Source organism: Streptomyces mobaraensis NBRC 13819 = DSM 40847 (assembly GCF_017916255.1).
In the GTDB taxonomy this organism is placed as follows: domain Bacteria; phylum Actinomycetota; class Actinomycetes; order Streptomycetales; family Streptomycetaceae; genus Streptomyces; species Streptomyces mobaraensis.
The window spans coordinates 4,187,878-4,213,671 of sequence record NZ_CP072827.1; the positions used below are offsets into that span (position 1 = coordinate 4,187,878).

The window sequence follows — 25,794 nt, forward strand, 5'->3', positions numbered from 1 at the left end:
TCACCCACACACCCACCGAACTTCACACGCGTCTCTCCACCCCCACTGGGCACTCGTACTCCTGATCGGGCATGGTTGACCTGGGCAGGAGGCGTGGAGGAGCGCGTGGTGGCTGATCGGCAGCGGGGCGGCGGCCCACCGGATCCGGGCGAGGACCGCAAACCGCAGAGCGATGAGGCGCACAGCGCGTTCACCCCGCCCCTCGGGGTGCCCGTGCCCGCGCCGCCGGAAGACGAGCACCCGACGTCGGAGTTCGCCGTCCCCGACGGCGTGGCCGAACCGGAGGACCGACGTCCGGAGGGATCGGCCTTCAGCCGGCCCGCCTCCCTCTCGTACCCGGAGATCACCCCGCCGCTCGGCACCCCCCTCGTCAGCCTCACCAAGGACGCGCCCTGGCAGGACCGGATGCGGACCATGGTCCGGATGCCGGTCGGCGAGCGGCCGCTGCCGGAGCGCGCGGTCAAGGAGGAGGAGACCGGGCCGGCCGTCCCGCGTGTGCTCGACCTGACCCTGCGCATCGGCGAGCTGCTGCTCGCGGGCGGCGAGGGCGCCGAGGACGTCGAGGCGGCGATGTACGGCGTCGCGCACGCGTACGGGCTGCACCGGTGCGAGCCGAACGTGACGTTCACCTTGCTGTCCGTCAGCTACCAGCCGCCCCTCGTGGACGATCCCGTCACCGCGAGCCGCACGGTGCGCAGGCGTGGCACCGACTACACCCGTCTCTCGGCCGTCTTCCGTCTCGTCCACGACATCACGTCCCAGGGGCTCACCCTGGAGGAGGCGTACCGCGGCCTCGCCGAGATCCGCCGCAACCGGCACCCGTACCCCGGCTGGGGGCTGACGCTGTCCGCCGGGCTGCTCGCCGGCGCGGCGAGCATGCTGGTCGGCGGCGGGGTCGTGGTGTTCCTCGCGGCGGCGATGGGCGCCATGCTGGGCGACCGGCTGGCGTGGCTGGCCTCGGGGCGCGGGCTGCCGGAGTTCTACCAGTTCGTGGTGGCCGCGATGCCGCCGGCGGCGATGGGCGTCGCGCTCAGCACCGCCCAGAACCACGTGCACGTACAGGCGTCCGCCGTGATCACCGGTGGGCTGTTCGCGCTGATCCCGGGGCGGGCGCTGGTCGCGGGCGTCCAGGACGGCCTGACCGGCTTCTACATCACCGCCTCGGCCCGGCTGCTGGAAGTGGGCTACCTGATCGTCGGCATCGTCTGCGGCGTGATGATGGTGCTCTACGGCGGTGTGCGGATCGGCGGCACCACACTCGACCCGGAGGCGGCGCTCCAGCGCCAGGAGCGGCCCGTCGTGCAGATCGTCGCGTCGATGCTGCTGGCCTTCTCGTTCGCCGTCCTGCTCCAGCAGGAACGTCACACCGTGCTGTACGCGACGCTCAACGGCGGTGTCGCCTGGGTGGTGTACGGGGCGCTCGCCGACACCGGCCGTCTCGACCCGGTGCCCGCCACGGCCATCGCCGCCGGGCTGGTGGGCCTCTTCGGCCAGCTGCTCGCGCGGTACCAGTACACGTCGGCGCTGCCGTACGTCACGGCGGCGATCGGGCCGCTGCTGCCCGGTAGCGCGGTGTACTTCGCGCTGCTGAACTTCGCCAAGAACGAGCTGGACACCGGCATGGCCAGCCTCACCAAGGCCGCGGCCCTGGCCCTGGCCATCGCCATCGGGGTGAACCTGGGGTCGGAGGTGGCCCGGATGTTCCTCGTGGTGCCGGGCGGGGCGGCGTCGCGGCGCGCGGCGAAGCGGACGCGCGGTTTCTGACCCCGGGGCGCCCCGGAAACGCGGACGCGCGGCCTCCGAGGAGCCCTCCGGGGCCCTCAGGAGCCGCGCGTTCCGTATCGGCGCGTCAGATCACCACGGATCAGTGGTGCGAGCCGCCCGCGGCCTCCAGGCGCTTGTAGGACGCCTCGATCTCGGCCTCGGCCTCCGCGCGGCCGACCCACTCGGCGCCCTCGACCGACTTGCCCGGCTCCAGGTCCTTGTAGACCTCGAAGAAGTGCTGGATCTCCAGGCGGTCGAACTCCGACACGTGGTGGATGTCGCGCAGGTGCTCGACGCGCGGGTCGTTGGCCGGGACGCAGAGCAGCTTGTCGTCGCCGCCCGCCTCGTCCGTCATGCGGAACATGCCGATGGCGCGGCAGGTGATGAGGCAGCCCGGGAAGGTGGGCTCGTCCAGGATGACGAGGGCGTCCAGCGGGTCGCCGTCCTCGCCGAGGGTGTTCTCGACGAAGCCGTAGTCGGCGGGGTAGCTGGTGGAGGTGAAGAGACGGCGGTCCAGACGGATGCGACCGGTCTCGTGGTCCACCTCGTACTTGTTCCGCGAACCCTTCGGAATCTCGATGGTGACGTCGAACTCCACGAGTGGCTCCTTCATGATCAACACATACGTCTGGTGATTAAGTGTCCCCTACGCAGGTGTGTGGTGGCGAAAGGGGCTGGTCCGTCATGCCCGGGAGCGTCCGTCGGCAGGTCCGGTGGTGGCCTGCCGCCTTGCCGCCGCGGTCCGGTACCGGGCGGTTCGTCGCCGCCGCCACCGCGGTGGGACTGCTCGCCGCGGCCGGGGCGGTGGCCGCCGCCGGCCCCTGGGACGGCGGACAGCGTACGGCCGAACGGGTACGCGCCGCAGCCGCCGACCGGGGGGCGTACGCCCGGGGCGCCCCCTACGGGTCCTCCCTGGCCGGGCCGGTGCTCGCGGGGGTGCCGGAGGCGCCTTCCGGTGGGCCCGGCGAGGCGCGTGGGGTCGGCGGGGCCGGCGGTTCCGGCGGGGCGCCCGCCGCGGCCGGTCTCGCCGCCGCGCTGGAGCCGCTGCTCGCCGACGCCGCGCTGGGCCCCCGCGTCTCGGCCTCCGTCGTCGACGCGGCCACCGGCGAGCGGCTGTTCGGCTCGAACGAGGCCGCGGCGGTCACTCCCGCCTCCACCGTCAAACTCGCCACCTCCGCCGCGGCGCTCTCCGCGCTCGGCGCGGATCACCGCATCGAGACCGCGGTGACGCTCGGGGCTGACGGGATCGTGCTCGTCGGCGGCGGCGATCCCACCCTCACCGCCCGCCCCGCCCCTCCCGGCCGGGAGCCCACCGGCCTCCCCGCCCTGGCCGACGCCACGGCCCGCGCGCTGAAGGCGCTCGGCACGGACCACACGGCGCTCCGGTACGACGTCTCCCGCTACACCGGGCCCGTACCGCACCCGATCGGCCCCAACGAGAACCTCGCGCCGGTCAGCGCCCTCATGGTGGACGAGGGCCGGCTGGACGACAGCGACCACGGCCCCGCGGACCGGACGGACGACCCCGCCGGGGACGCCGCACGGAAGTTCGCCGCCCTGCTGGGGGAGCGGGGGGTACGCGTCGAGGGCGAGCCCGCCGAGGGCCGCTCGCCCGCCGGCGCCCGGCGGCTGGCCGCCGTCTCCTCCGCCCCGCTCGCCGACCTCGTCGAGCGGGCCCTGACCCAGAGCGACAACGACATCGCCGAGGCACTGGCCCGGCAGACCGCCCTCGCCGACGGACAGCCGGCGAGCTTCGAGGGCGCGGGGCGGGCGGTGGCCGCCCGGCTGGCGCGGCTCGGCCTGCCGATGGCGGGCACCCGCTTCGCCGACGGCAGCGGCCTGGACCGGGGTGACCGGGTATCCGCCGACCTCCTGGCCCGGCTGCTGGCCCGCGCCGGTGATCGGGGGGCGCCCGAGTTGCGGGCGGTGCTCACGGGGCTGCCGGTGGCGGGGTTCAGTGGGACGCTTCAAGGTCGCGTGGCCGGCGGCCGGGGGGTGGTGCGGGCCAAGACGGGCACGTTGACCGGGGTGAACGCGCTGGCCGGGACGGCGGTCGCCGGCGGCGGGCGGTTGCTGACCTTTGCCTTCCTGGCCGATGGGACAGCGGATTCGGAGGGGGCGCAGCGGGCGTTGGACGGGTTGGCGGCGGCGGTGGCCGCCGCCCGGTGAGGAGGCCCCGGTCCCGCCCTTCCACCGTTTCTCGCGGGGGCCGCGCCCCCGCACCCCCGGACGGGCTGAAATCAGCCCGTCCGGTGTTTGAGGACGAGCGGCGAAGCCGCGAAAAGCGGGGTCTGGGGCGCAGCCCCAGGAAGCGGCGAAGGGGTGGGGCCGGGGCATCCACCCCCCTCCGCAACCGCGCCGCACCACGTACCGTGAACCCATGACGAGCATCGGTGGTGCGGAGATGGTCGACTGGAAGCTCGCGGTGGCGACCGCGACGCGGCTCGTGCGGCCGGGGCCGGAGGTGAGCCGGGACGAGGCCCGCGCGGTGGTCGCGGAGTTGCGGCGGCACGCCAAGGCGTCGGAGGAGCACGTCCGGGAGTTCACCGGGATGACGCCGTCGGGCGCCGGATCGGATACCCCGGTGCTGGTGGTGGACCGGGCGGGCTGGATCCGGGCGAACGTCGCCGGGTTCCGGGCGGTGCTCGGACCGCTGCTGGAGAAGATGGAGAAGCGCCGGGGCGGCCTGCCGGGCGGCGCGGTGCTGGGCGCGGTCGGCGGCAAGGTCACCGGCGTGGAACTGGGCATGCTGCTGTCGTTCCTGGCCTCGCGGGTGCTGGGCCAGTACGAGACGTTCGTGCCGCCCACCCGGGACCTGCCGGGCGGTGCCGGCGGCGGCCGGCTGCTGCTGGTGGCGCCGAACATCGTGCACGTGGAGCGCGAACTGGAGGTCGACCCGCACGACTTCCGGCTGTGGGTCTGCCTGCACGAGGAGACGCACCGCACCCAGTTCACGGGCGTGCCGTGGCTGCGCGACCACATCGAGGGCGAGGTCCAGGCGTTCCTCGCCGAGACCGACATCGACCCGGCCACCCTGCTGGAGCGGCTCCGCGAGGCGCTCCAGGCGCTGGCCGGCGGGCGTCCGCCGGAGGACGAGGGGGAGCGGGGCGGGCGCAGCATCGTCGAGCTGGTGCAGACCTCCGCCCAGCGGGAGGTGCTGGGGCGGCTGACGGCGGTGATGTCCCTGCTGGAGGGGCACGCGGACTACGTCATGGACGGGGTGGGGCCGCGGGTCGTGCCGTCCGTGACCGAGATCCGGGAGAAGTTCCAGCAGCGGCGGGCCAGCGGCGCGGGCCGGCTCGACCAGGCGCTGCGCAAGCTGCTGGGTCTGGACGCCAAGCTGCGGCAGTACCGTGATGGCGAGCGGTTCGTCCGGGCGGTGGTGGACCAGGTCGGCATGGAGGGCTTCAACAGGGTCTGGACCTCGCCGAACACCCTGCCGACCAAGGCCGAGATCGCCAAACCCGCGGACTGGGTCGCCCGGGTGCACAGCCGGTCCGACGGCTGACGCGTCCACGCCCCTGACGGACGAACGCTCCCGTAATCACCCGTCCGAGGGACCGTGTGCCAGGGGTGGGCGTGCGATGCTCGGGTAAAGGCTCGTCTCTGTCACCATCTACGCACACAGCGTGACGGCGCAGCCCGCACGTCCCCACAACCCCTTCCCGTCAGCTCCTCGTTGGAACGATTGGACACTCGGACATGGGTCCACACCCCGCGGTCGCGGCGATACGCCTGGCGGTCCGCCGCGTTCTCCACGACGTCCTCACCCTCGCTCCGTCCGAAACCGCAACCGGAAGCGCCCCCGGCGGCTCCAGGCCCCCGCTCGTCCTGGCCGCCTGCTCAGGCGGCGCCGACTCCATGGCGCTCGCCTCCGCCCTCGCCTTCGAGGCCCCCCGGCTCGGCCTCCGCGCCGGCGGCGTCACCGTCGACCACGGCCTCCAGGAGGGCTCCGACCTCCGCGCCGCCGAGGTGGTGAGCCGCCTCCTCGCCCTCGGCCTCGACCCCGTCGAGGCGCTCCCCGTGACCGTCGGCCGGGAGGGCGGGCCCGAGGCCGCCGCCCGCGACGCCCGCTACGCCGCCCTCGACGAGGCCGCCGAACGGCACGGCGCCGCGGCCGTGCTCCTCGGCCACACCCGCGACGACCAGGCCGAGACCGTCCTCCTGGGGCTGGCCCGCGGCTCCGGCACCCGCTCGCTGTCCGGGATGGCCGTGGCCTCCGGGGTCGGGGGCCGCTACCGCAGGCCGTTCCTGGGGCTCGACCGGCAGACCGCCCGCAAGGCGTGCATGGTGCAGTCGCTGCCGGTCTGGGACGACCCGCACAACGCCGACCCGGCCTACACCCGCTCCCGGGTCCGCCACGAGGCACTGCCGGTCCTGGAGAAAGCGCTGGGCAAGGGCGTCGTCGAGGCGCTGGCCCGGACCGCCCAGCTGTCCCGGGACGACGCGGACGCCCTCGACTCCTGGGCCGTCGCCGTGGAGCCGTCCGTCCGGGACGACACGGGCGCGCTGGAGGTCGCCAAGCTCTACGCGCTGCCCCCCGCCGTCCGCCGCCGGGTGCTGCGCCGGGCGGCCATCGAGGCCGGTTCCCCGGCTGGTTCGCTCTTCGCCCGGCACATCGAGGAGGTCGACCGGCTGATCACCGGCTGGCGCGGCCAGCGGGCCATCAACCTCCCCGGGCGCGTCGCGGTCCACCGGCATGGTGGCAGACTGGTCCTTCGGCAGGGCTGAATCGAACGACCGTGAGTGACCGCGGGCAGGCCCGGCCGGACCCTGGCCGGGCGGCAGGCGCCCGGACGGCCGGATGAGCCCCAATCGAACGAGAGTGGCGCGGGTGGACGAGAAGGACATGGGCACCGACCTCAAGTCGGTGCTCATCACCAAGGAAGAGATCGACGCGAAGCTGGCCGAGCTGGCCGCGAAGATCGACGCGGAGTACGCGGGCAAGGACCTGCTCATCGTCGGTGTCCTCAAGGGCGCCGTGATGGTGATGGCGGACCTGGCGCGCGCGCTGTCCAACCCCGTCACCATGGACTGGATGGCCGTGTCCTCCTACGGCGCGGGCACCCAGTCCTCCGGCGTGGTCCGGATCCTCAAGGACCTCGACACCGACATCAAGGGCAAGCACGTCCTGATCGTCGAGGACATCATCGACTCCGGCCTGACGCTGTCCTGGCTGCTGTCGAACCTCGGCTCCCGCGAGCCGGCGTCCCTCAACGTCGTCACCCTGCTGCGCAAGCCGGAGGCGGCCAAGGTCGCCATCGACGTGAAGTGGGTCGGCTTCGACATCCCGAACGAGTTCGTCGTCGGTTACGGTCTCGACTTCGCGGAGAAGTACCGCAACCTGCCCTTCGTCGGCACCCTCGCGCCGCACGTCTACGGCGGCTGACCACCCCCGACCAGGGCGGACGGCATTCCCCCCGAAGGGCCCGGCGGTCGCCGGGCCACCGGGAACCCCTCACGGTTTTCCGCCGTTGGAGGAGGGGAAGACGGATTTGTTGACCGTCTGCGGCGGCGTCGGGTGACAATGCTGGGGTACCGTCCGAAGGTCAGTCTTTTCAAGCATTCTTTAGCAAGCACCGCAAGCAAGTACTGCAAGGTCGAGCAGAACACCGTACGCACAGGCACCCCGACCGAGGGGCACCGTGCCTCACTGTGGCAGGAGGGACGGGGCGCTCGCGCCCCGTATGGATGGACGTGAAGCGCTACTTCCGTGGGCCGGTCATGTGGATCGTGCTGGCCGTCCTCGCCGTGGTCGTGTTGATGCAGGTCGTCGGCTCGTCCGGCGGCTACAAGTCGGTGGACACCAGTCAGGTTGTCGCGGCCATCCGTGACAACAGGGTGAAATCGGCCGAGCTGACCACGGGCGACGAAAACAAGATCAAGGTCGAGCTCAAGAGCGGCCAGAAGATCAAGGGCAGCAGCAAGGTCCAGGCGAACTACATCGGCGACCAGGGCGTCCAGCTGTCCGCGATGCTCCAGAAGGCCGTCGACCAGAAGGACAAGGACGTCCTGCCCGAGGGCTACAACGTGGCGACGTCCAAGCAGAACCCGTTCATCGGGGTGCTGCTGTCCCTGCTGCCCTTCGTCCTCATCGTCGTCGTCTTCCTGTTCCTGATGAACCAGATGCAGGGCGGCGGCTCCCGGGTGATGAACTTCGGGAAGTCCAAGGCCAAGCTGATCACCAAGGACACTCCGAAGACGACCTTCGCCGACGTGGCCGGGTCCGACGAGGCCGTCGAGGAGCTCCACGAGATCAAGGAGTTCCTCCAGGAGCCCGCCAAGTTCCAGGCCGTGGGCGCCAAGATCCCGAAGGGTGTGCTGCTCTACGGCCCGCCCGGTACCGGCAAGACGCTGCTGGCGCGCGCCGTCGCGGGCGAGGCCGGTGTCCCGTTCTACTCGATCTCCGGTTCCGACTTCGTCGAGATGTTCGTCGGTGTCGGTGCCTCCCGGGTCCGCGACCTGTTCGAGCAGGCCAAGGCCAACGCTCCGGCCATCGTCTTCGTCGACGAGATCGACGCCGTCGGCCGGCACCGCGGCGCGGGCCTCGGCGGCGGCCACGACGAGCGCGAGCAGACGCTCAACCAGCTGCTCGTCGAGATGGACGGCTTCGACGTCAAGGGCGGCGTCATCCTGATCGCGGCCACCAACCGGCCCGACATCCTCGACCCCGCGCTGCTCCGCCCGGGCCGCTTCGACCGGCAGATCGCCGTCGACCGCCCGGACATGCAGGGCCGCCTGGAGATCCTCAAGGTCCACCAGAAGGGCAAGCCGGTCGCCCCGGACGTCGACCTCGCGGCCGTCGCCCGCCGGACCCCCGGCTTCACCGGTGCCGATCTCTCCAACGTGCTGAACGAGGCCGCCCTGCTGACGGCCCGCAGCGACAAGAAGCTGATCGACAACCACATGCTGGACGAGGCGATCGACCGCGTCGTGGCCGGCCCGCAGAAGCGGACCCGGATCATGAGCGACAAGGAGAAGAAGATCACCGCGTACCACGAGGGCGGTCACGCCCTGGTCGCGGCGGCCTCGCCCAACTCCGACCCGGTCCACAAGATCACCATCCTGTCCCGGGGCCGTGCGCTCGGCTACACCATGGTGCTGCCGGACGAGGACAAGTACTCGACCACGCGCAACGAGATGCTCGACCAGCTGGCCTACATGCTGGGCGGCCGCGCGGCCGAGGAGCTGGTCTTCCACGACCCGACCACGGGCGCCGCGAACGACATCGAGAAGGCCACCGCCACGGCCCGCGCGATGGTCACCCAGTACGGCATGACCGAGCGGCTCGGCGCGATCAAGTTCGGCTCCGACAACTCCGAGCCCTTCCTGGGCCGCGAGATGTCGCACCAGCGCGACTACTCGGAAGAGGTCGCCGCGCTGGTCGACGAAGAGGTCAAGAAGCTGATCGAGACCGCGCACAACGAGGCGTGGGAGATCCTGGTCGAGAACCGCGACATCCTCGACAACCTCGTTCTGGCCCTCCTGGAGAAGGAGACGCTGAACAAGGAGGAGATCGCCGAGATCTTCAAGCACGTCGTGAAGCGCCCGGCCCGCCCGGCGTGGACCGGCTCCTCGCGCCGTACGCCGTCCAGCCGCCCGCCGGTGCTCTCCCCCAAGGAGCTCGCCCCGAGCAGCAACGGCGCCGCCGGCACCACCGGCGTCGACTCGGTCGAGCTGCCGGAGGACCTCCGCCCGGAGTGAACCGCGCCGCAGGGCCCGGAATGGATGCCGCGTCTCCCAGGTTCTAGCCTGGGGGCGCGGCATCGCGCATGTGTGCGCGCTCCTCCGGCCGGGTGAAGGGCCGAGTGGACGGGGGAGGGCCGCCGAACGGCGCGTACGCACGAGAGAACGAGGCAACATGATCGATCCGGTGACCCTGGACGGCGAGCGAGCCATCGGGCCGTTCGACGAGAAGCGGGCCGAGCAGGCGGTCCGCGAGCTGCTGATCGCCGTCGGCGAGGACCCGGACCGCGAGGGTCTGCGGGAGACCCCCGCCCGTGTGGCGCGCGCGTACAAGGAGATATTCGCCGGCCTGCGGCAGGAGCCGGCCGACGTGCTGACCACCACCTTCGACCTGGGCCACGACGAGATGGTGCTGGTCCGGGACATCGAGGTCTACAGCACCTGCGAGCACCACCTCGTCCCGTTCCACGGCGTGGCGCACATCGGCTACATCCCCGCGACCAGCGGCAAGATCACCGGTCTGTCGAAGCTGGCCCGCCTGGTGGACGTCTACGCCCGCCGTCCGCAGGTGCAGGAGCGGCTCACCACGCAGATCGCGGACTCCCTGGTGGAGATCCTGGAGGCGCGCGGCGTCGTCGTGGTGATCGAGTGCGAGCACATGTGCATGTCGATGCGGGGGATCCGGAAGCCCGGCGCGAAGACGATCACGTCCGCGGTCCGGGGCCAGCTGCGGGACCCCGCGTCCCGCGCGGAGGCGATGAGCCTCATCATGTCGGCGCGCTGAGCCGGCGTCCCCGGAAACACGAAGGCCGCCCGCTGTGCCGCGGGCGGCCCGGAAGAGGCTTCGGGGACGGATCAGGCGCTGAGGCGGCTGCCCATCCACTGGAGGGTGCCGGGGATCTCACGGCGCCAGGTGTTGAAGTTGTGACCGCCGCTCTCCAGGATCATCGAGGAGACCCGGGTGGGGTGCTTCGCGGCGAGGTCGATGAACTTCATCGTGTCCTTGTAGTTGTGCTCGCCCTGCTTGCTGCTGGTGACCAGCATCGAGATCTTGGGCAGCGGCTTGTTCTTCAGCCGCCAGATCAGGTTGTTCTCCTGCTCCAGCTTCTTGCTGCCGCCGAAGAGGGAACCGGTCGTGGGGTCCTGCGGGGCCTTGTAGTAGCCGGACAGCGCGGCGGCGGCGCCGTACGCCTCCGGGTGGCGCATCGCGAGCTTCAGCGCGCAGTAGCCGCCGGTCGAGTCGCCGATCATGCCCCAGTTGGCGGCCTTGGTGCCGATCCGGTACTGCTGCGCCATGGCCTTGCGCAGGTCCTTGGTGAAGAACGTCTCGGTCTTGGGGCCGTCGGGTATGTCCATGCACTCCGTGTCCCGGGGCGGGGCGACGGTCGGCCGCATCATCACCAGGATGGTGGGCTGCATCTTCTTCTCTTTGGCCAGCTTGTGCGCCGTCTGCGGGTAGTGCAGGCCCTTGATCAGCGCCTCGGCGGTGCCCGGGTAGCCGGTCAGCACGACGGAGGCCGGAAAGGTGCGCTTGGCGAACTCGGGCTGGAAGTACTCCGGCGGCAGGTACACGAAGGCCGGGCTGGCGATCCGCGACTCGGGCCCCTGGATGTTCACCTTCTCGATCCGGCCGGCCACCCGGGGGACGGAGGCCCGGGGCACGTTCACCTGCTGGGTGCCGACCACCTGGACCCGGTGGGCGCCCGAGCTGTGGTCCACCACCACGCCCTGGTCCTGCTCCTGGCCGAAGAGGTCGGCCCAGGAGGCGTAGAAGCCGAACGAGTAGTTCGCGTAGAGGCCGATGGCGGCGAACAGGGACAGCTGGGTGACGAGCAGCATGCCGACGCGGCCCAGGATGGAACCCACGCTCTTCTTGCCGAGCCGCGGCCAGAGCCAGACGGTACACGCGAAGAGCACTACCGCCAGCACGGCGGCCAACAGCAGAACTGTCTTGCTGGTGAGACCCATGAGGTGCTTTCTGCCGAGCGACCCGGCAACGGGTCGCGGAATGGTTACTTCTATCCGGGCCCGCCGCCGGCGGAACCTCCGCCCCTGAACCGTCGTCCTACAGGGCGCACATTGTCCGGAGCGGTACGGCCAGATGCCGTATGCCCACTCGACATGGACGACGGGAAGAGATGTCTGTCAGGGAAGATGGCAAAAAGTCCGATGGGGTTCCTTCGGGTCCGAAGTGGCTGTCGGTGCTTGCCCGCATGGCCAAGGGGCCTCGGCCGGAGCGTGTTCCGGCCGTCGTAGGCACGGTCGCGGCGGTCATCGGTCTGATGGACATCGCCGCCGGCGTCATCCCGCGCTTCCGCTTCAGCAAGATCCACACCTTGGCGGAGGTGCTGCCGGGTGCCGTCACCCAGCTGGCCGCCGCCGCGTCGATCGTCGTCGGCATCCTGCTGCTGATGCTCGCCCACGGCCTCAAGCGCGCGAAGTCCCGTGCCTGGTGGGCCGCGGTCATCGTGCTGCCGGTGGGCGCCGCCGCGCACCTTATTTACCGCCACTCCATCGTGGGCGCGGTCTTCTCGCTGCTGCTCTTCGCCTACCTGGTGCGGCACCGGAACGCGTTCACCGCGCTGCCCGACCCGCGCAGCCGCTGGAAGGCGCTGGCCAACTTCATCCTGATGGGTGGCGCCAGCTTCGCCCTCGGCTGGGTGATCGTCGGCTCGCACCCCGACCAGATGGTCGGCGACCCGCCGGTGCTGGAGCAGATCGAGCACGTCCTGTGGGGTCTGTTCGGCTTCGAGGGCTCGATCCGCTACACCGGCGGCGTGGACTACGTCGTCGGCTACTCCCTCGGCGCCCTCGGCCTGCTGACCGTCGCCACCACCGCGTTCCTGGCCTTCCGGCCGGAGTACCCGGCGGCCGTCCTCACCGAGGAGGACGAGGACCGGCTGCGCGAACTGCTGGCCAAGCACGGTGACCGCGACTCGCTCGGCCACTTCGCGCTCCGCCGCGACAAGAGCGTCGTCTTCTCCCCGTCCGGCAAGGCCGCCGTCTCCTACCGGGTGGTCTCCGGCGTCATGCTCGCCAGTGGCGACCCGATCGGCGACGTCGAGGCGTGGCCGGGCGCGATCGAGAAGTTCATGGAACTGGCCAAGCGCCACTCCTGGACCCCCGCCGTCAACGGGTGCAGCGAGACCGGCGGCGAGGTCTGGACCCGCGAGACGGGTCTGGACGCCCTGGAGATGGGCGACGAGGCCATCGTCGAGGTCGCCGACTTCAGCCTCAGCGGCCGGGCCATGCGCAACGTCCGCCAGATGGTCAAGCGCATCGAGCGCAACGGCTACAGCACCAAGGTCCGCCGCGTCGGTGACCTGAGCCCCGAGGAGCTCGCGGTCGTCCAGCAGGCCGCCAACGCCTGGCGCGACACCGAGGAGGAGCGCGGCTTCTCCATGGCGCTCGGCCGGATCGGCGACCCCAAGGACCTGGACGCGATCATCGCCACCGCCCACAAGGACGTCGAGGAGGGCGAGAACGCGCCCTTCGGCGACCTGCGGGCCATGCAGCACTACGTGCCGTGGGGCAAGGACGGCAGCTCCCTGGAGCTGATGCGGCGCGACCGCAGCGCCGACCCGGGCATGAACGAGCTGCTGATCGTCGCCTTCCTCCAGGCCGCGCCCGAGCTGAAGATCAAGCGCCTGTCGCTGAACTTCGCGTTCTTCCGCTCCGCCCTGGAGCGCGGCAGCAAGCTGGGCGCCGGACCGGTGGTCCGGATCCAGCGCGGGGTGCTGATCTTCCTGTCGCGCTGGTTCCAGATCGAGTCGCTGTACAAGTTCAACGAGAAGTTCCGGCCGCGCTGGGAGCCGCGCTTCATCGTCTTCCCGAACAGCCGCGACCTGCCGCGCATCGGCTTCGCGATGATGCAGGCGGAGGGCTTCCTGGAGCTGCCGCGGCTGCTGCGCCGCCGCCCGGCGCCGCCCAAGCCGAGCTTCGACGAGGACGCGTCGGTGGAGCAGGCGGAGGTCACGCGCGCCGCGTGAGCCGCGCCCGCCGGACCCTGTGAGAGCCCTTCCCGGAACCGCTTCCGGGGAGGGCTCTCGCCGTGTCGGCCGGTCGTCGCCGCCGGGGACCCACGGCCTACGCTGGTGGGCATGAGTACCTTGCACGCTCGTATCGGGCCCGTCGGTCTGCCGCGGTGGGACCGCTGTGCGGTGATGGGCGTGGTCAACGTGACGCCCGACTCGTTCTCCGACGGCGGCCGCTGGTTCGACACCGCCGAGGCGGTCAAGCGGGGCCTGGACCTCGTCGCGGGCGGTGCCGACCTGGTCGACGTGGGCGGTGAGTCCACCCGGCCGGGGGCGCTGCGGGTGGACGAGGCCGAGGAGCGGCGCCGGGTGGTCCCGGTCGTCCGGGAGCTGGCCGGGGAGGGCGTCGTGGTCTCGGTCGACACGATGCGGGCCTCGGTCGCGGAGGCCGCCCTGGAGGCCGGTGCCGGGCTGGTCAACGATGTGAGCGGCGGGCTGGCCGACCCGGCGATGGTCCCGATGGCGGCGCAGGCCCGGGTGCCGTTCGTGGTCATGCACTGGCGCGGCTTCAGTGAGGACATGAACAGCCGGGCGGTCTACGGTGACGTGGTCGGCGAGGTGGTCGACGAGCTGCGGCGGCGGGTGGACGCGGTGGTCGCGGCCGGGATCGAGCCGGAGCGGCTGGTGATCGACCCCGGTCTGGGCTTCGCCAAGAACGCCGGGCACGACCTGGCCCTGGTCGCCCGGCTGGACCGGTTGCGGGCGGAGCTGGGGCTGCCGCTGCTGGTCGCGGCGTCGCGCAAGCGCTTCCTGGGCCGGGTGCTGGCGGGCCCGGACGGCACCCCGCCGCCGGCCCGTGAACGGGACGCGGCGACCGCGGCGGTCTCGGTGCTGGCGGCGCGCGAGGGCGCGTGGGCGGTGCGCGTGCACGAGGTGGGCGCGAGCGCGGACGCCGTGCGCGTGGTGAGCGCCGTGGACGCCGCGCGCGCCGGAGCCCCCGAGGGGGCGGTGTGAGCTCGGCGCGCACGGACGCCGAGCGGGTCGAGCTCGCCAACACGGCCCTGTACGAGGCGGTGGAGCGCGGCGACACCGAGGCGATGCGGCGGATGTGGCTGGACGACCCCGGTACCGAGGTGTCCTGTGTCCATCCGGGCTGGCCGGTGCTGCGCGGCCGGGGCGAGGTGCTCCGCTCCTACGCGCTGATCATGGCGAGCACCGACTACATCCAGTTCTTCCTGACCGACGTCGAGGTGTCGGTGGCCGGTGACACGGCCCTGGTGACCTGTACCGAGAACATCCTCAGCGGGGCGCCCGCGGAGTCCGAGGGCGAGCTGGGGCCGCTGGTCGGCCAGCTGGTCGTGGCGACCAATGTGTTCCGGCGGGTGGGGTCGGAGTGGAAGGTGTGGTCGCACCACGGGTCGCCGGTGCTGGCGGGCCGGGAGGACGAGGAGTACGGGGAGCGCGAGGAGGGCCCGGAGGATCTGGACGGGGGGCCCGGGCCGGTCGGGCCGCTGAGCTGAGGGGGCCGGCAGGTCGGCCTTCTCCGGTGCGGAGGGGCCCGGCGCGTCATCGCCGCGCGTCAGTGTGATGGATCCGTGACCACTCGTTCGAGCTGCTTCCCGGACGGGTATGGGTGCTCATACGCCGGCCGGGGAACGCGGCGGACGCCGGTGACCAGCGTCACAGCCGTTCCCGGGCCGGGGCACCCGCGCCCGGGCGCTGTCGGTGCTCGCAGGTAGATTCGAGGTTGGGTATCCCGGTCGAAGGCCGGGGACGGGTGACGTTCCGGCCGCCGCCGGACGTCCCTCCCCCGTGGCCGCGAGGGCACGGGAGGTACCCGTCACCGACGACCAGCAGGAGTGATTCGTGTGGACCGTGTCGCGCTGCGCGGCTTGAAGGCTCGCGGGCACCATGGGGTCTTTCCCCGAGAACGCGAGGAAGGCCAGACCTTCGTCGTGGATCTCGTGCTGAGCCTGGACACCCGGCCCGCCGCGGCCGGCGACGACCTCACGAAGACCGTCCACTACGGCATCGTGGCCGAGGAGGTCGTCGGCATCGTGCAGGGCGAGCCGGTCGACCTGATCGAGACCCTCGCCGAGCGGATCGCCGCGCAGTGCCTGAAGCACGACCCGGTGCGGGAGGTCGAGGTGGTCGTGCACAAGCCGGACGCCCCGATCACCGTGCCCTTCGACGACGTGACCGTAACGATCACCCGGAGCCGAGTATGAGCAGCAGCGACCCGACCGTGCAGCCGGTGCCCGCCTCCGTGGTGGAGCAGGTGGACGCCGCCGATGTGACCCTGAGCAATCCGCAGTGGGCCGTGCTGTCGCTCGGCAGCAACCTGGGCAACCGCCTGGAGACGCTGCAGGGAGCCGTCGACGCCCTGGAGGACACGCCCGGCCTGCGGGTGAAGGCGGTCTCCCCGGTCTACGAGACCGAGCCCTGGGGCGTCGAGCCCGGCTCCCAGCCGTCCTACTTCAACGCGGTGGTGCTGGTGAAGACCACTCTCCCGCCGGCCTCGCTGCTGGAGCGCGGGCACGCCATCGAGGAGGCGTTCGAGCGCGTCCGCGACGAGCGCTGGGGGCCGCGGACCATCGACGTGGACATCGTCACCTATCAGGACGTGATTTCCGACGATCCGCTGCTGACGCTTCCCCATCCGCGCGCCCACGAGCGTGCCTTTGTGCTGGTTCCGTGGTACGACGTGGATCCGGATGCTGTTGTTCCGGGGCGTGGGCCGGTCGCCGACCTGCTGGCCGGGCTCGCCCGCGAGGGCGTACGGCCGCGGGTGGACCTGGAACTCCGGCTGCCGGAATAGCCGTTGGGCGAGTGGCGGCACGGGCGCCATGGAATGGGTACGGCTGGCTGTGTATGACGACGACGAGGGGCTGACGGCTCGGTGAAGCAACTTCGGATCGGGGTGCTGCTCGGCCTGTTCGCCGCGGCCGGAGTGCTGTCCTGGGCCGGTGCCCGGCTCTGGGACGCCTTCGGCACGTTGCCGAGCGTGCCGGTCGCGGCGCCGATCGTGCTGGCCGTCATCGCCGTCGTCCTCTTCGCGACGGCCGTCTCGCTCCGCGCCCGGCTGCGCGCGCAGCGCGAGCGGCGCCCCGGCGCCAAGGGCGTCGACCCGCTGCTGGCGGCCCGGGCCGTGGTGTTCGGCCAGGCCAGCGCCCTGGTCGCGGCGCTGGTGTCCGGCGCGTACGGCGGGGTGGGGGTCTTCCTGCTGCTGGACGGCATGGAGACCGACGCCCGGCGGGAGCAGACGATCTACGCCGGGGCCTCGGTGCTGGCCGGGGCCTGTGTGGTGGCCGCGGCGTTCTTCATGGAGCGGGTCTGCAAGCTGCCGGAGGACGACGACGAGGGGCCGGGGGAGGGGAAGCCCGCCTAGGCCCTGCCGGGCCGGGTCGCCCCGCCGCTCAGCTCGCGGTCGCCCGCAGGTCCCCGCCGGGCGGCTCCGTCCGGTCGGCCCGCCGTGCGTCGTCCCCGACCGAGCGGCGCAGGGCCCCGTGCAGGCTTGTCGGGGTGAGGACGCCGAGGAAGTGGTCCCTGCGGTCGCCGTCGAGCACGGCGATCCACCCGGCGTCGTGCTGCAGCATGGTGCTGAACGCCTGCTTCAGCGACGCGCCCACGGGCAGCCACGCCTCCATGCGCCGGGCGTGGTCCCGCACGGTGCCGCCGTTCGCGTGGACGATCGAGTCCGCGGCCACCCAGCCGTGCAGCTTGTCGCCGTCGTCGAGGACGACGGCCCAGTCGGCGTTCTCGCCGGCGAGGACGCTGAGGGCGGCCTCCACCGGGTCGTCCAGGTGGACGACGGGGGGCTGCTCCAGGTCGTCGCGTTCGATCGGGGTGACGGAGAGCCGCTTCAGTCCGCGGTCGGCACCGACGAAGTCGGCGACGTAGGGCGTGGCGGGGGCGCCGAGCACCACCGAGGGCGCGTCGAGCTGCTCGATGCGGCCGTGGCCGTAGACGGCGATGCGATCCCCCAGCCGGACGGCCTCCTCGATGTCATGGGTGACGAAGAGCACGGTCTTGCGCACCTGTGACTGAAGTCGCAGGAATTCGTTCTGCAGCCGTTCGCGGACGACCGGGTCGACGGCGCCGAACGGCTCGTCCATCAGGAGGACGGGCGGATCGGCGGCGAGGGCGCGGGCGACGCCCACGCGCTGCCGCTGGCCGCCGGAGAGCTGGTCGGGGTAGCGGCCGCCGTGCACGGCGGGGTCGAGGCCGACGAGCTCCAGCAGCTCCGCGGCGCGGTCCCGGGCCTTCTTCCGCTGCCACCCGAGCAGGTGCGGCACGGTCGCGGTGTTGTCGAGCACCGTCCTGTGCGGGAACAGCCCGACCTGCTGGATCACATAGCCGATGCGCCGGCGCAGGGCGACCGGGTCGGTCTCCGCGATGTCCGCGCCGTCCAGCAGGATCCGGCCCTCGGTGGGCTCGATCAGCCGGTTGACCATCTTCATCGTGGTGGTCTTGCCGCAGCCGGACGGTCCGACGAGCGTGACCAGCTCGCCCTCCGCCACTTCGAAGGACAGGTCGTCCACGGCGGTCGTGCCATCGGCGTAGCGCTTGGTGACGTGCTCGAATCGGATCACGCCCCCCATTGTTGCCACATCCTTCCCCGTCATGACGTGCCGGAGCCCTGGCTGTGCGACGGCCCACAGGCGATTGTCAGTGGTGGGCGTTAGGGTCGCCAGTAACCGTCGGTGAAGGCCAAGGGGGAGGTGAGCGCGCATGGCGGGGCAGGGCGGCAATTGCCTGATCGACAACGACTGGATCTGCGGCGAGTACGTGCGGACGCGGAGCCATGAGCTCGTGGACGCGACCCTGCAGCACATCGGCATCACGCTGGCGTCCGTCGGCATCGGGCTGCTCGTCGCGTTCCCGCTGGCGCTGGCGGCCCGCCGCTGGCGCGGGGTGGCGGGCCCGGTGCTCGGGCTCACCACGGTGCTCTACACGGTGCCGTCGCTGGCGATGTTCTCGCTGCTGGTGCCGGTCTTCGGGCTCTCGGCGGCCGTGGTGGTCACCGGTCTGGTGCTCTACTCGCTGACGATCCTGGTGCGGAACATCCTGGCCGGGCTGGCCGCCGTGCCGGAGGAGGCCCGTGAGGCGGCGCGCGGCATGGGGTACGGGCCGATACGGCTGCTGTTCGGGGTGGAGCTGCCGCTCGCCCTGCCGGCGGTGATGGCGGGGGTCCGGATCGCCACCGTGTCCACGGTCTCGCTGACCACCGTCGGCGCGCTCACCGGGTACGGAGGGCTGGGCAACCTGATCTACGAGGGGCTGCACAGCGTCTTCAAGGCCCAGGTCCTGACCGCCTCGGTGCTCTGTGTCCTGCTGGCCGTCGTGGCGGACGTGCTGCTGCTGGGGCTCCAGCGGCTGCTGACGCCTTGGGCGAGGAAGCCGCGGGCGCGCCGGGGAGCCGGTAGGTCCGGGGGAGCCGGGGAAGCGCGGCCTGCGCGCAATGAGCGGAAGAAGGCGGTGGCCTGATGGACGTCGTCTCCAGGACGTGGACGTGGCTCGCCACCGGATCGCACTGGTCCGGACCGGACGGGGTCTGGCACCGGCTCGCCGAGCACCTCGAACTGACCGTGGTGTGCCTGGCCCTCTCCTGCGCCGTCGCCCTGCCCCTCGCCGTCGTGCTGGGGCACACCGGCCGGGGCGGCGCCCTCGCCGTCAACCTCTCCAACGCGGGCCGGGCCGTGCCCACGTTCGCGGTGCTGGTCCTGCTGACCCTGGGCCCGCTGGGTACCTACGACTCATGGCCCACCGTCATCGCCCTCGTCCTCTTCGCGATACCCCCGCTGCTGACCAACGCCTATGTGGGCATGCGCGAGGTGGACCGCGACGTGGTGGAGGCGGCGCGGGGGATGGGGATGTCGGGCCGGCAGGTCATCGGCCGGGTCGAACTGCCCTTGGCCATGCCGCTGGTGATGACCGGGGTGCGGTCGGCGGCCGTGCAGGTGGTCGCGACGGTCTCCATCGCCGCGATCGTCGGCGGCGGCGGACTGGGGCGGATCATCACCGCGGGCTTCCGGCTCACCGACACCCCGCAGGTGGTGGCCGGTGCCGTATTGGTGGCCGCCCTCGCGCTGGTGGTGGAAGGGGCGTTCGTACTGCTGGAGCGCTGGCTGGGACGTCGGCGGCGGCGTGGGACCGCCGGGGCGGACCGGATACCCGGCGCGCCCGGTGCCGACGCCGGACCGGTCACCGCGAGTGCCGCCTGAGCGGGAACGGCGTGGCCGGGCGAGAGTTGACGGCCCGTCAGCTGATGCAACGTCATAAACGGGACGCCCGGGCATGCCGGGTGACGGCCGCGCCGGGCGTCCGCCGACATGGATGGAGTGCCGCATGACCAGCACCACCCCGCGCCGTGCGCGGACCGCCCGCGCCGCGCTGGCGGCGGCGGGAGTCGCCGCCCTGACGGCGGGCCTGGCCGCGTGCGGCGGGGACAGCCTGGAGAAGTCCGGGGGCGGTGACGGGGGATCCAGTGCGTCGGGCCGGGGGTCCCTCGTGATCGGATCCGCTTCGTTCACCGAGTCGAAGGTGCTCGCGGAAATATACGCGGGCCTGTTGAAGGACGCCGGATATTCCACCTCGATCAAGACGGTGGACGCGCGTGAGCTGTATGAACCGGCGTTGGAGAAGGGCCAGATCGATGTCGTCCCGGAGTACGCGGCGACGCTCGCGGAATTCCTGAACAAGAAGCAGAACGGGAAGGACGCCCCGCAGGTCGCCTCCGCCGACTCGGACACCACGGTGAAGGCGCTGCGGAAACTCGCCGAACCGCGGGGACTCAAGGTGCTGGACGCCGGCCGTGCCGTGGACCAGAACGCGTTCGCCGTGTCGGCCGAGTTCGCGGGGAAACACCAGCTCAAGACGCTTTCGGACCTGGGCGCGTCGAAGGAGTCGGTCAAGCTCGCGGCGGGCGACGAGTGCACCGAGCGGCCGTTCTGCAAACCGGGTCTGGAGAAGACCTACGGCATCCGCGTCGCGGGCATAGACCCCTTGGAGGTCGGCAGCACCCAGGCCAAGCAGGCGGTGAAGAACGGCAAGGACCAGATGGTCCTCACGACCACCACGGACGCCACGCTGGAACAGTTCGGTCTTGTCGTGCTCAAGGACGACAAGAAACTGCAGAACTCCGACAACGTGCTGCCGGTGGTGAATGCGCGGAAGGCCGGTTCACCGCAGGTCGTGGAAGCGCTCGGCAAACTCAACAAGGTGCTGACCACGGAGGACCTCACCGAACTCAACAAGAAGGTGGACGCCGAGCGGCTCAAGCCGGCGGATGTGGCCGCGCAGTACCTCAAGGACAAGGGGCTGCTGGGGAAGTAGGGGCCAACCGGGAGGCGAGTAGGGGACAAGTAAGATCAAGGGAACGGTTTGGTGCCGGAGTCACACTTTCGTCGCAACGCACGGTAAGTTTCTGGCCATGCCACGAGGACGCCACCGCCATTCCACATCCCTGCACCGGCTTCTTCCCTCTTCGCTGGTCGCCGCGACCTCGGTCGCCTGCGCGGCCGGAGCCTGGACAGTGGGCGAAACGGTCGTCATACGCGGCCTCGCCGCGGGTGCCGCCGTGGCGGCCGTGGTCGGCTCGGTGCTGATGCGCCGTTGGGACCGGTCGGCGGGCAAGCGGGTCGCCCAGCTCACCGCGGCCCGCGCCCGCGACGAGTGGAAGACGGACGAGCGCCTCGCCGAGCTCGAGACGGACCTCGAGGAGACCCGCCAGGCCAGTGCCCGCCTGGAGGCCAAGCTCCGCGGCAAGCGCGCCGAACTGGCCCGGCTCCGGACCGAGCACGCCGACCTGCTCCGTCGTTACGCCACCGCCGAGACCGAGCGGGCCAGCGCCCTTGAGGGGCGCCGGCTGCTGGAGACCGAGCGCTCCGCGACCGGGACCGCCGGTGGTGACGACGAGAAGGCCGGGGTGCCGAAGGCCGCGCGGGCGCTGGAGACCGCCATGCAGGCCCGTTCCCTGGTGCAGGCCCGGTCGGACGGGCGGGTCGGGGAGCGCGCGTACCGCCGGGCGGCGGACGCGCTGCGGGATCTGGCGCGGAACGGTGCTGTGCAGCGGGAGGCTGAGGAGCGGGCTTCCGCTTCGGCCTCTGCCTCTGCTTCCGCCTCTGCTTCTCCTTCTGCCTCCGTTTCGGGTCCTGTGGTGAGCGCGGCGGCTGCTTCCGGGGCGGCTGCTCCCGCGCCGACGACTTCCGGGTCTGTTGCTTCCGCTCCGGCCGTTCCGGCGCCGGCTGTTCCGGAGCCCGCCGCGCCCGCCGCCGCCGCGCCCGCCGCCGCCGCGCCCGCCGCTGCCACGCCCGCCGCCACGCCCGCCGCCACGCCCGCCGCCGCGCCCGCCGCCGAGGGCGGCGCGGCCCTGGCCGTGCGCGACGCCCGGCCGGCCATGCCCGTGCGGCGGCCCGCGCCTCCCGTGCAGCGGCCCACGGGTGGGTTCGACTTCTTCGGGGCGCGGCGTCCGGCGAAGCGGGTCGCCGCTGTCGCGGCGGAGGTCGCCGTGGAGGAGCAGGACCTCGCCGACGTGGTGGGCGAGGAGGCGTTGGCCGCCGGGCGGGTGGCCGACGAGCGGGTCATCGATCTGACGGCTCATGACGAGACCGAGCAGATCGATGTGGCGGAGCTGCGCGACGCGATCTGAGGGGCGAGGGGGCGGGTGAGCGGGCGGGTGCGCCTGCGGCGGGCTGTGCCCCTGTCCCGCCCTTTCACCGTTTCGTGCGGGGGGGCAAGCCCCTCCCACACCCCCCGCAGCGCGCTGCGCGCGCTGTCCTCAAACGCCGGACGGGCTGGACGGCCCCTACTTGTCGATGTCCCCCACCACGAAGAACAGCGACCCCAGAATCGCCACCATGTCCGCCACCAGCGTCCCGGGCAGCAGCTCCACCAGCGCCTGGATGTTGTTGTACGAGGCGGACCGCAGCTTCAAGCGGTACGGCGTCTTCTCGCCCTTGGAGACGAGGTAGTACCCGTTCAGCCCGAGCGGGTTCTCCGTCCACGCGTACGTGGCGCCCTCCGGAGCCTTGAGGACCTTGGGGAGGCGCTGGTTGACCGGGCCGGGCGGGAGGTCGGACAGGCGGTCGAGGCAGGCGTCGGCCAGGGCGAGGGAGTTGTGCGTCTGGTCGAGCAGGCACTCGAAGCGCGCCAGGCAGTCGCCCTCCTCGCGGGTGACGACCTTCAGGACGTCGGCCAGCTCCCCGTAGGCCAGGTACGGCTCGTCGCGCCGCAGGTCGAAGTCGACGCCGGAGGCCCGGGCGATGGGGCCGCTCACGCCGTACGCGTGCACGGTCTCGCGGGACAGGACGCCGACGCCGCGCGTCCGGCCGCGGAAGATCTCGTTGCCGAGCACCAGGCGGTCGTGGACGTCCATGCGGGAGCGGACCTCGGCGATCGCCTGCCGGGCGCGGCCGGTCCAGCCGGCGGGCAGGTCCTCCTTGAGGCCGCCGACGCGGTTGAACATGTAGTGCATCCGGCCGCCGGAGACCTCCTCCAGCACCGCCTGGAGCACCTCGCGCTCGCGGAAGGCGTGGAAGACGGGGGTGATGCCGCCGAGCTCCAGCGGATAGGAGCCCAGGAACATCAGGTGGTTGAGGATCCGGTTCAGCTCGGCGAGCAGGGTGCGGAGCCACACCGCGCGCTCGGGCACCTCCATGCCCAGCATGCGCTCGACGGCCATGACGACGCCGAGCTCGTTGGAGAACGCGGACAGCCAGTCGTGGCGGTTGGCGAGCATGACGATCTGGCGGTAGTCGCGGGCCTCGAAGAGCTTCTCCGCGCCGCGGTGCATATAGCCGATCACCGGCTCGGCGCTGCGGACGCGCTCCCCGTCGAGGACGAGGCGCAGCCGCAGCACTCCGTGGGTGGAGGGGTGCTGCGGGCCGATGTTGAGCACCATGTCCGTGCTCTCCGCCGCGCCGCCGATGCCGACTGTCGTCTCCGTCATGGGAACAGTTTCTCAGCCGGGCCAGGGCGGTCGCGCGCTCGTGTCCTCCGTGAGGAGCTCCGCGCACTCCGGGCCGACGGGCTGGAGGAGCCAGCGGAAGCCGCCCATGCCGCCCGGTGAGGTCAGTTCGCCGGCCTCGCTCGCCGCGCCCAGGGCCCGGACGTAGGCGGCCGGGTCGGAGGAGGCGAGGGCGAGCGGCGGCCGGCGGCCGTCCACGCCGAGGGCCCGGAGCGCGGCGCGCTGGCTGAGCAGCGTCGCGCCGGGCCCGGCGCAGGCGTCGAGGGCCACGTGGGCGGTGATGTCGCAGCTCCCGTCGGGTACCGGGCGGACCTCCCGGCCCTCCCGGAAGCCGGTGAGGCTGCCGAACGGCGGGCGGGTGGCGCTCTCGTGGGCGTAGTCGGCGGCGACCGCCAGGCCGGACCGCAGGGTGCCGACCGCGCGGGACCACGCCTCGTCCCGCGTCCGGCCGATCTCCGCGCGACTGCCCGGCGGCGCGCCCTCCAGCGGCCACCAGCGGGCCAGCCAGTCAGCGTCGGCGCCCGACACCGGGTCGCCCGGCAGCTCCTCGCCGTCCTCCTGGACGAGCACCAGGCGCGGGGTGCCGCCGCCGTCCGTCTCGACGACGTCCACCGGGACGTTGTCCAGCCACTCGTTGGCGAAGAGGAGCCCGGTCACCCCTTCGGGTGGCGCGTCCCGCCAGACGACACGCCCGTCGAGGCCGTCCGGGCGGTCGGCACGGTCCACGGCGTACGGGCGGAGCCGGCCGGCCAGCGCGGGCGGGCACTGCGCGAGCACCCCGGTGATCAGCTCGCCGCGCCCGGCGCCCATGTCGACGAAGGCGAGCTCCTCAGGCGACCCCAGGGCGCTGTCGACCCTCCGCAGCAGCTCGGCGATCGCGCCCGCGTAGAGCGGGGAGGCGTGCACGGCGGTGCGGAAGTGGCCGGCGGGGCCCTCAGGGCGCCGGTAGAAGCCATGGGGGCCGTAGAGGGCGGCTTCCGCCGCCGCCCGCCAGGTGCGCGTCCCGGATGTCATGTCCCCACGCTATGCGCCTTCGGCGGTCGGCAGCCCGCCGCTCCCCGCCGTATCCCCGTCGTCCCGCCGCGTCCCTCCACCTTGGGGAGTAGGCGGAGCGGACCGGGATCGATCGCCGGAGGGACCCCGGCACACGGGCGGGGTGCCTACGCTGGGTGACGTGCACCGCCTCTACGAATTCCTCCGCAGACACCCCACAGGTGTGGACAGCTTCTGGGCCGTGTTGCTGCTGGGGCTGTGCGCCCTGACGCTGACCGAGAACGCGATGCGGAGCCCGGGGGAGCGGGTCGCCGCGGTCGGCGTGTCGCTGCTCATGTGCACGGTGGTGGCGCTGCGCCGCCGGATGCCGGAGAAGATGCTGATCCTGGCGATCGTCGTCGGGCTGGCCCAGCTCGCGTTCGACGTCGAGGTGAACCTCTACGACGTCCCGATGCTGGTGATCGTCTACACGGTGGCGTCCGGCCCCTGCCGCTGGGCCTCCCGGGTGGCGCTGGTGGGCGGCGTGCTGGCGCCCGTGCTGTATTTCTGGCGCTGGCCCGACACGACGAGCGATTCCCTCACTCATGACCTCTTCGGTCTCGCCTTCGGCGCCTTCCCCTTCCTCCTCTCCTGGGTCCTCGGCGACCGGATGCGGACCCGCCGCGCCTACTGGGACCAGCTGGAGGAGCGCGCCGCGCGGCTGGAGAAGGAGCGCGAGCAGCAGGCGAAGATGGCGGTGACCGCCGAGCGCGCCCGGATCGCCCGCGAGCTGCACGACGTCGTCGCGCACAACGTGTCCGTCATGGTGGTGCAGGCGGACGGCGCCGCCTACGTCCTCGACTCCTCGCCCGAGCAGGCCAAACAGGCGCTGGAGACCATCTCGGGCACCGGCCGCCAGGCGCTCGCCGAGATGCGCCGGCTGCTGGGCGTGCTGCGTACCGAGGACGGCTCCGCGCCGGCCGGCGAGTACGTTCCGCAGCCCGACGTCGAGCAGATCGAGGAACTCGTCGAGCAGGTGCGCGGCGCCGGCCTGCCGGTCGACTACCGGGTCGAGGGCAGCGCCCGGCCGCTGCCGAGCGGCGTCGAGCTGACCGCCTACCGCATCGTGCAGGAGGCGCTGACCAACACCCGCAAGCACGGCGGCCCCGACGCCGGCGCCAGCGTCCGGCTCACCTACTTCGACGACGGGCTCGGGCTGCTCGTCGAGGACGACGGGCGGGGCGCGCAGCACGAGCTGTACGAGTCGGGCGGCGCCGACGGCATGGGTCACGGGCTGATCGGGATGCGGGAGCGCGTCGGCATGGTCGGGGGCACGCTGGACGCGGGGCCGCGTCCCGGCGGAGGATTCCGGATCAGTGTGCTCCTGCCCGCCAAACCGGGCCGCTGACCACGCCCACCGGTGCGTTTGCG

23 protein-coding genes are annotated in these 25,794 nt (G+C 72.3%); 18 read left to right on the forward strand and 5 right to left on the reverse strand.

Annotated elements, in window-relative coordinates:
* The first annotated feature begins 105 nt into the window (after window positions 1-105).
* Window positions 106-1,764: a threonine/serine exporter family protein gene (locus J7W19_RS17955; protein WP_040888162.1), complete on the forward strand. Its 1,659-nt coding sequence runs from the start codon at window positions 106-108 to the stop codon at window positions 1,762-1,764.
* A 100-nt stretch (window positions 1,765-1,864) separates the two neighbouring features.
* On the opposite strand, the gene J7W19_RS17960 is transcribed toward J7W19_RS17955, so the two are convergent.
* Complete coding sequence (locus J7W19_RS17960) at window positions 1,865-2,362, reverse strand: inorganic diphosphatase (RefSeq protein ID WP_004940362.1); 498 nt, start codon at window positions 2,360-2,362, stop codon at window positions 1,865-1,867.
* Window positions 2,363-2,448: 86 nt separating this feature from the next.
* Here J7W19_RS17960 and dacB point away from each other — a divergent pair, with 86 nt between their 5' ends.
* The 6 genes from dacB (at window position 2,449) to folE (ending at window position 10,234) form a co-directional block, all read left to right on the forward strand.
* Entirely contained in the window at window positions 2,449-3,933 is a 1,485-nt protein-coding gene (dacB, locus tag J7W19_RS17965; protein ID WP_078587742.1) for a D-alanyl-D-alanine carboxypeptidase/D-alanyl-D-alanine endopeptidase, read from the forward strand.
* A 211-nt stretch (window positions 3,934-4,144) separates the two neighbouring features.
* Entirely contained in the window at window positions 4,145-5,272 is a 1,128-nt protein-coding gene (locus J7W19_RS17970) for a zinc-dependent metalloprotease (RefSeq protein ID WP_004940372.1), read from the forward strand.
* 194 nt (window positions 5,273-5,466) lie between these two features.
* A complete protein-coding gene (gene tilS, locus J7W19_RS17975; protein ID WP_004940374.1) occupies window positions 5,467-6,495 on the forward strand; it encodes a tRNA lysidine(34) synthetase TilS in 1,029 nt (342 codons plus the stop codon).
* A 118-nt stretch (window positions 6,496-6,613) separates the two neighbouring features.
* Window positions 6,614-7,153: a hypoxanthine phosphoribosyltransferase gene (hpt, locus tag J7W19_RS17980; protein ID WP_004940393.1), complete on the forward strand. Its 540-nt coding sequence runs from the start codon at window positions 6,614-6,616 to the stop codon at window positions 7,151-7,153.
* Between the two features lie 302 nt (window positions 7,154-7,455).
* Entirely contained in the window at window positions 7,456-9,468 is a 2,013-nt protein-coding gene (ftsH, locus tag J7W19_RS17985; RefSeq protein WP_004940395.1) for an ATP-dependent zinc metalloprotease FtsH, read from the forward strand.
* A gap of 157 nt (window positions 9,469-9,625) precedes the next feature.
* Window positions 9,626-10,234, forward strand: a complete 609-nt coding sequence (gene folE, locus J7W19_RS17990) for a GTP cyclohydrolase I FolE (RefSeq protein ID WP_004940397.1) — start codon at window positions 9,626-9,628, stop codon at window positions 10,232-10,234.
* A 71-nt stretch (window positions 10,235-10,305) separates the two neighbouring features.
* Here the strand turns inward: folE and J7W19_RS17995 are convergent, their stop codons facing one another.
* Complete coding sequence (locus J7W19_RS17995; RefSeq protein WP_004940398.1) at window positions 10,306-11,418, reverse strand: alpha/beta hydrolase; 1,113 nt, start codon at window positions 11,416-11,418, stop codon at window positions 10,306-10,308.
* 170 nt (window positions 11,419-11,588) lie between these two features.
* Between J7W19_RS17995 and J7W19_RS18000 the strand changes: the two genes are divergently transcribed.
* The 6 genes from J7W19_RS18000 to J7W19_RS18025 all read left to right on the forward strand — a co-directional run bounded on the left by J7W19_RS18000 (window position 11,589) and on the right by J7W19_RS18025 (window position 16,812).
* The gene (locus J7W19_RS18000) at window positions 11,589-13,439 is read left to right on the forward strand and encodes a phosphatidylglycerol lysyltransferase domain-containing protein (protein WP_040888116.1); all 1,851 of its coding nucleotides are present in this window, start codon (window positions 11,589-11,591) and stop codon (window positions 13,437-13,439) included.
* A gap of 111 nt (window positions 13,440-13,550) precedes the next feature.
* On the forward strand, window positions 13,551-14,438 hold the full coding sequence (gene folP, locus J7W19_RS18005; protein ID WP_078587744.1) for a dihydropteroate synthase: 888 nt from the start codon (window positions 13,551-13,553) through the stop codon (window positions 14,436-14,438).
* Window positions 14,435-14,944 carry a nuclear transport factor 2 family protein gene (locus J7W19_RS18010; protein WP_004940401.1) on the forward strand — a complete coding sequence of 170 codons (510 nt, stop codon included), beginning with the start codon at window positions 14,435-14,437 and terminating at the stop codon, window positions 14,942-14,944. The genes folP and J7W19_RS18010 overlap by 4 nt, the downstream gene beginning before the upstream one ends.
* Window positions 14,945-15,292: 348 nt before the next feature.
* Window positions 15,293-15,652, forward strand: coding sequence for a dihydroneopterin aldolase (folB, locus tag J7W19_RS18015; RefSeq protein ID WP_004940402.1), 360 nt, complete (start codon window positions 15,293-15,295; stop codon window positions 15,650-15,652).
* Window positions 15,649-16,242, forward strand: a complete 594-nt coding sequence (gene folK, locus J7W19_RS18020) for a 2-amino-4-hydroxy-6-hydroxymethyldihydropteridine diphosphokinase (RefSeq protein WP_004940404.1) — start codon at window positions 15,649-15,651, stop codon at window positions 16,240-16,242. The genes folB and folK overlap by 4 nt, the downstream gene beginning before the upstream one ends.
* An 81-nt stretch (window positions 16,243-16,323) precedes the next feature.
* Window positions 16,324-16,812 carry a DUF3180 domain-containing protein gene (locus J7W19_RS18025; RefSeq protein WP_040888119.1) on the forward strand — a complete coding sequence of 163 codons (489 nt, stop codon included), beginning with the start codon at window positions 16,324-16,326 and terminating at the stop codon, window positions 16,810-16,812.
* A gap of 28 nt (window positions 16,813-16,840) precedes the next feature.
* Here the strand turns inward: J7W19_RS18025 and J7W19_RS18030 are convergent, their stop codons facing one another.
* Window positions 16,841-18,016 carry an ABC transporter ATP-binding protein gene (locus J7W19_RS18030; protein ID WP_051072489.1) on the reverse strand — a complete coding sequence of 392 codons (1,176 nt, stop codon included), beginning with the start codon at window positions 18,014-18,016 and terminating at the stop codon, window positions 16,841-16,843.
* A gap of 139 nt (window positions 18,017-18,155) precedes the next feature.
* Here J7W19_RS18030 and J7W19_RS18035 point away from each other — a divergent pair, with 139 nt between their 5' ends.
* The 4 genes from J7W19_RS18035 (at window position 18,156) to J7W19_RS18050 (ending at window position 22,074) form a co-directional block, all read left to right on the forward strand.
* Window positions 18,156-18,911 (forward strand): ABC transporter permease, encoded by a 756-nt coding sequence (locus tag J7W19_RS18035; RefSeq protein WP_004940410.1) that lies wholly within the window; start codon window positions 18,156-18,158, stop codon window positions 18,909-18,911.
* Window positions 18,911-19,648, forward strand: coding sequence for an ABC transporter permease (locus J7W19_RS18040; protein ID WP_004940413.1), 738 nt, complete (start codon window positions 18,911-18,913; stop codon window positions 19,646-19,648). Before J7W19_RS18035 ends, J7W19_RS18040 begins: the two co-directional genes overlap by 1 nt.
* Window positions 19,649-19,772: 124 nt before the next feature.
* Complete coding sequence (locus J7W19_RS18045) at window positions 19,773-20,759, forward strand: ABC transporter substrate-binding protein (protein WP_004940415.1); 987 nt, start codon at window positions 19,773-19,775, stop codon at window positions 20,757-20,759.
* A gap of 97 nt (window positions 20,760-20,856) precedes the next feature.
* Window positions 20,857-22,074, forward strand: a complete 1,218-nt coding sequence (locus J7W19_RS18050; protein WP_158688730.1) for a hypothetical protein — start codon at window positions 20,857-20,859, stop codon at window positions 22,072-22,074.
* 156 nt (window positions 22,075-22,230) lie between these two features.
* Here the strand turns inward: J7W19_RS18050 and J7W19_RS18055 are convergent, their stop codons facing one another.
* Together J7W19_RS18055 and J7W19_RS18060 are read right to left on the reverse strand one after the other, a co-directional pair.
* Window positions 22,231-23,373, reverse strand: a complete 1,143-nt coding sequence (locus tag J7W19_RS18055) for an NADH-quinone oxidoreductase subunit D (RefSeq protein ID WP_004940421.1) — start codon at window positions 23,371-23,373, stop codon at window positions 22,231-22,233.
* A gap of 12 nt (window positions 23,374-23,385) precedes the next feature.
* On the reverse strand, window positions 23,386-24,405 hold the full coding sequence (locus J7W19_RS18060; RefSeq protein WP_004940422.1) for an SAM-dependent methyltransferase: 1,020 nt from the start codon (window positions 24,403-24,405) through the stop codon (window positions 23,386-23,388).
* A gap of 160 nt (window positions 24,406-24,565) precedes the next feature.
* On the opposite strand from J7W19_RS18060, the gene J7W19_RS18065 reads away from it, so the two are divergent.
* Window positions 24,566-25,771, forward strand: coding sequence for a sensor histidine kinase (locus J7W19_RS18065; RefSeq protein ID WP_004940424.1), 1,206 nt, complete (start codon window positions 24,566-24,568; stop codon window positions 25,769-25,771).
* Window positions 25,772-25,794 lie beyond the last annotated feature (23 nt).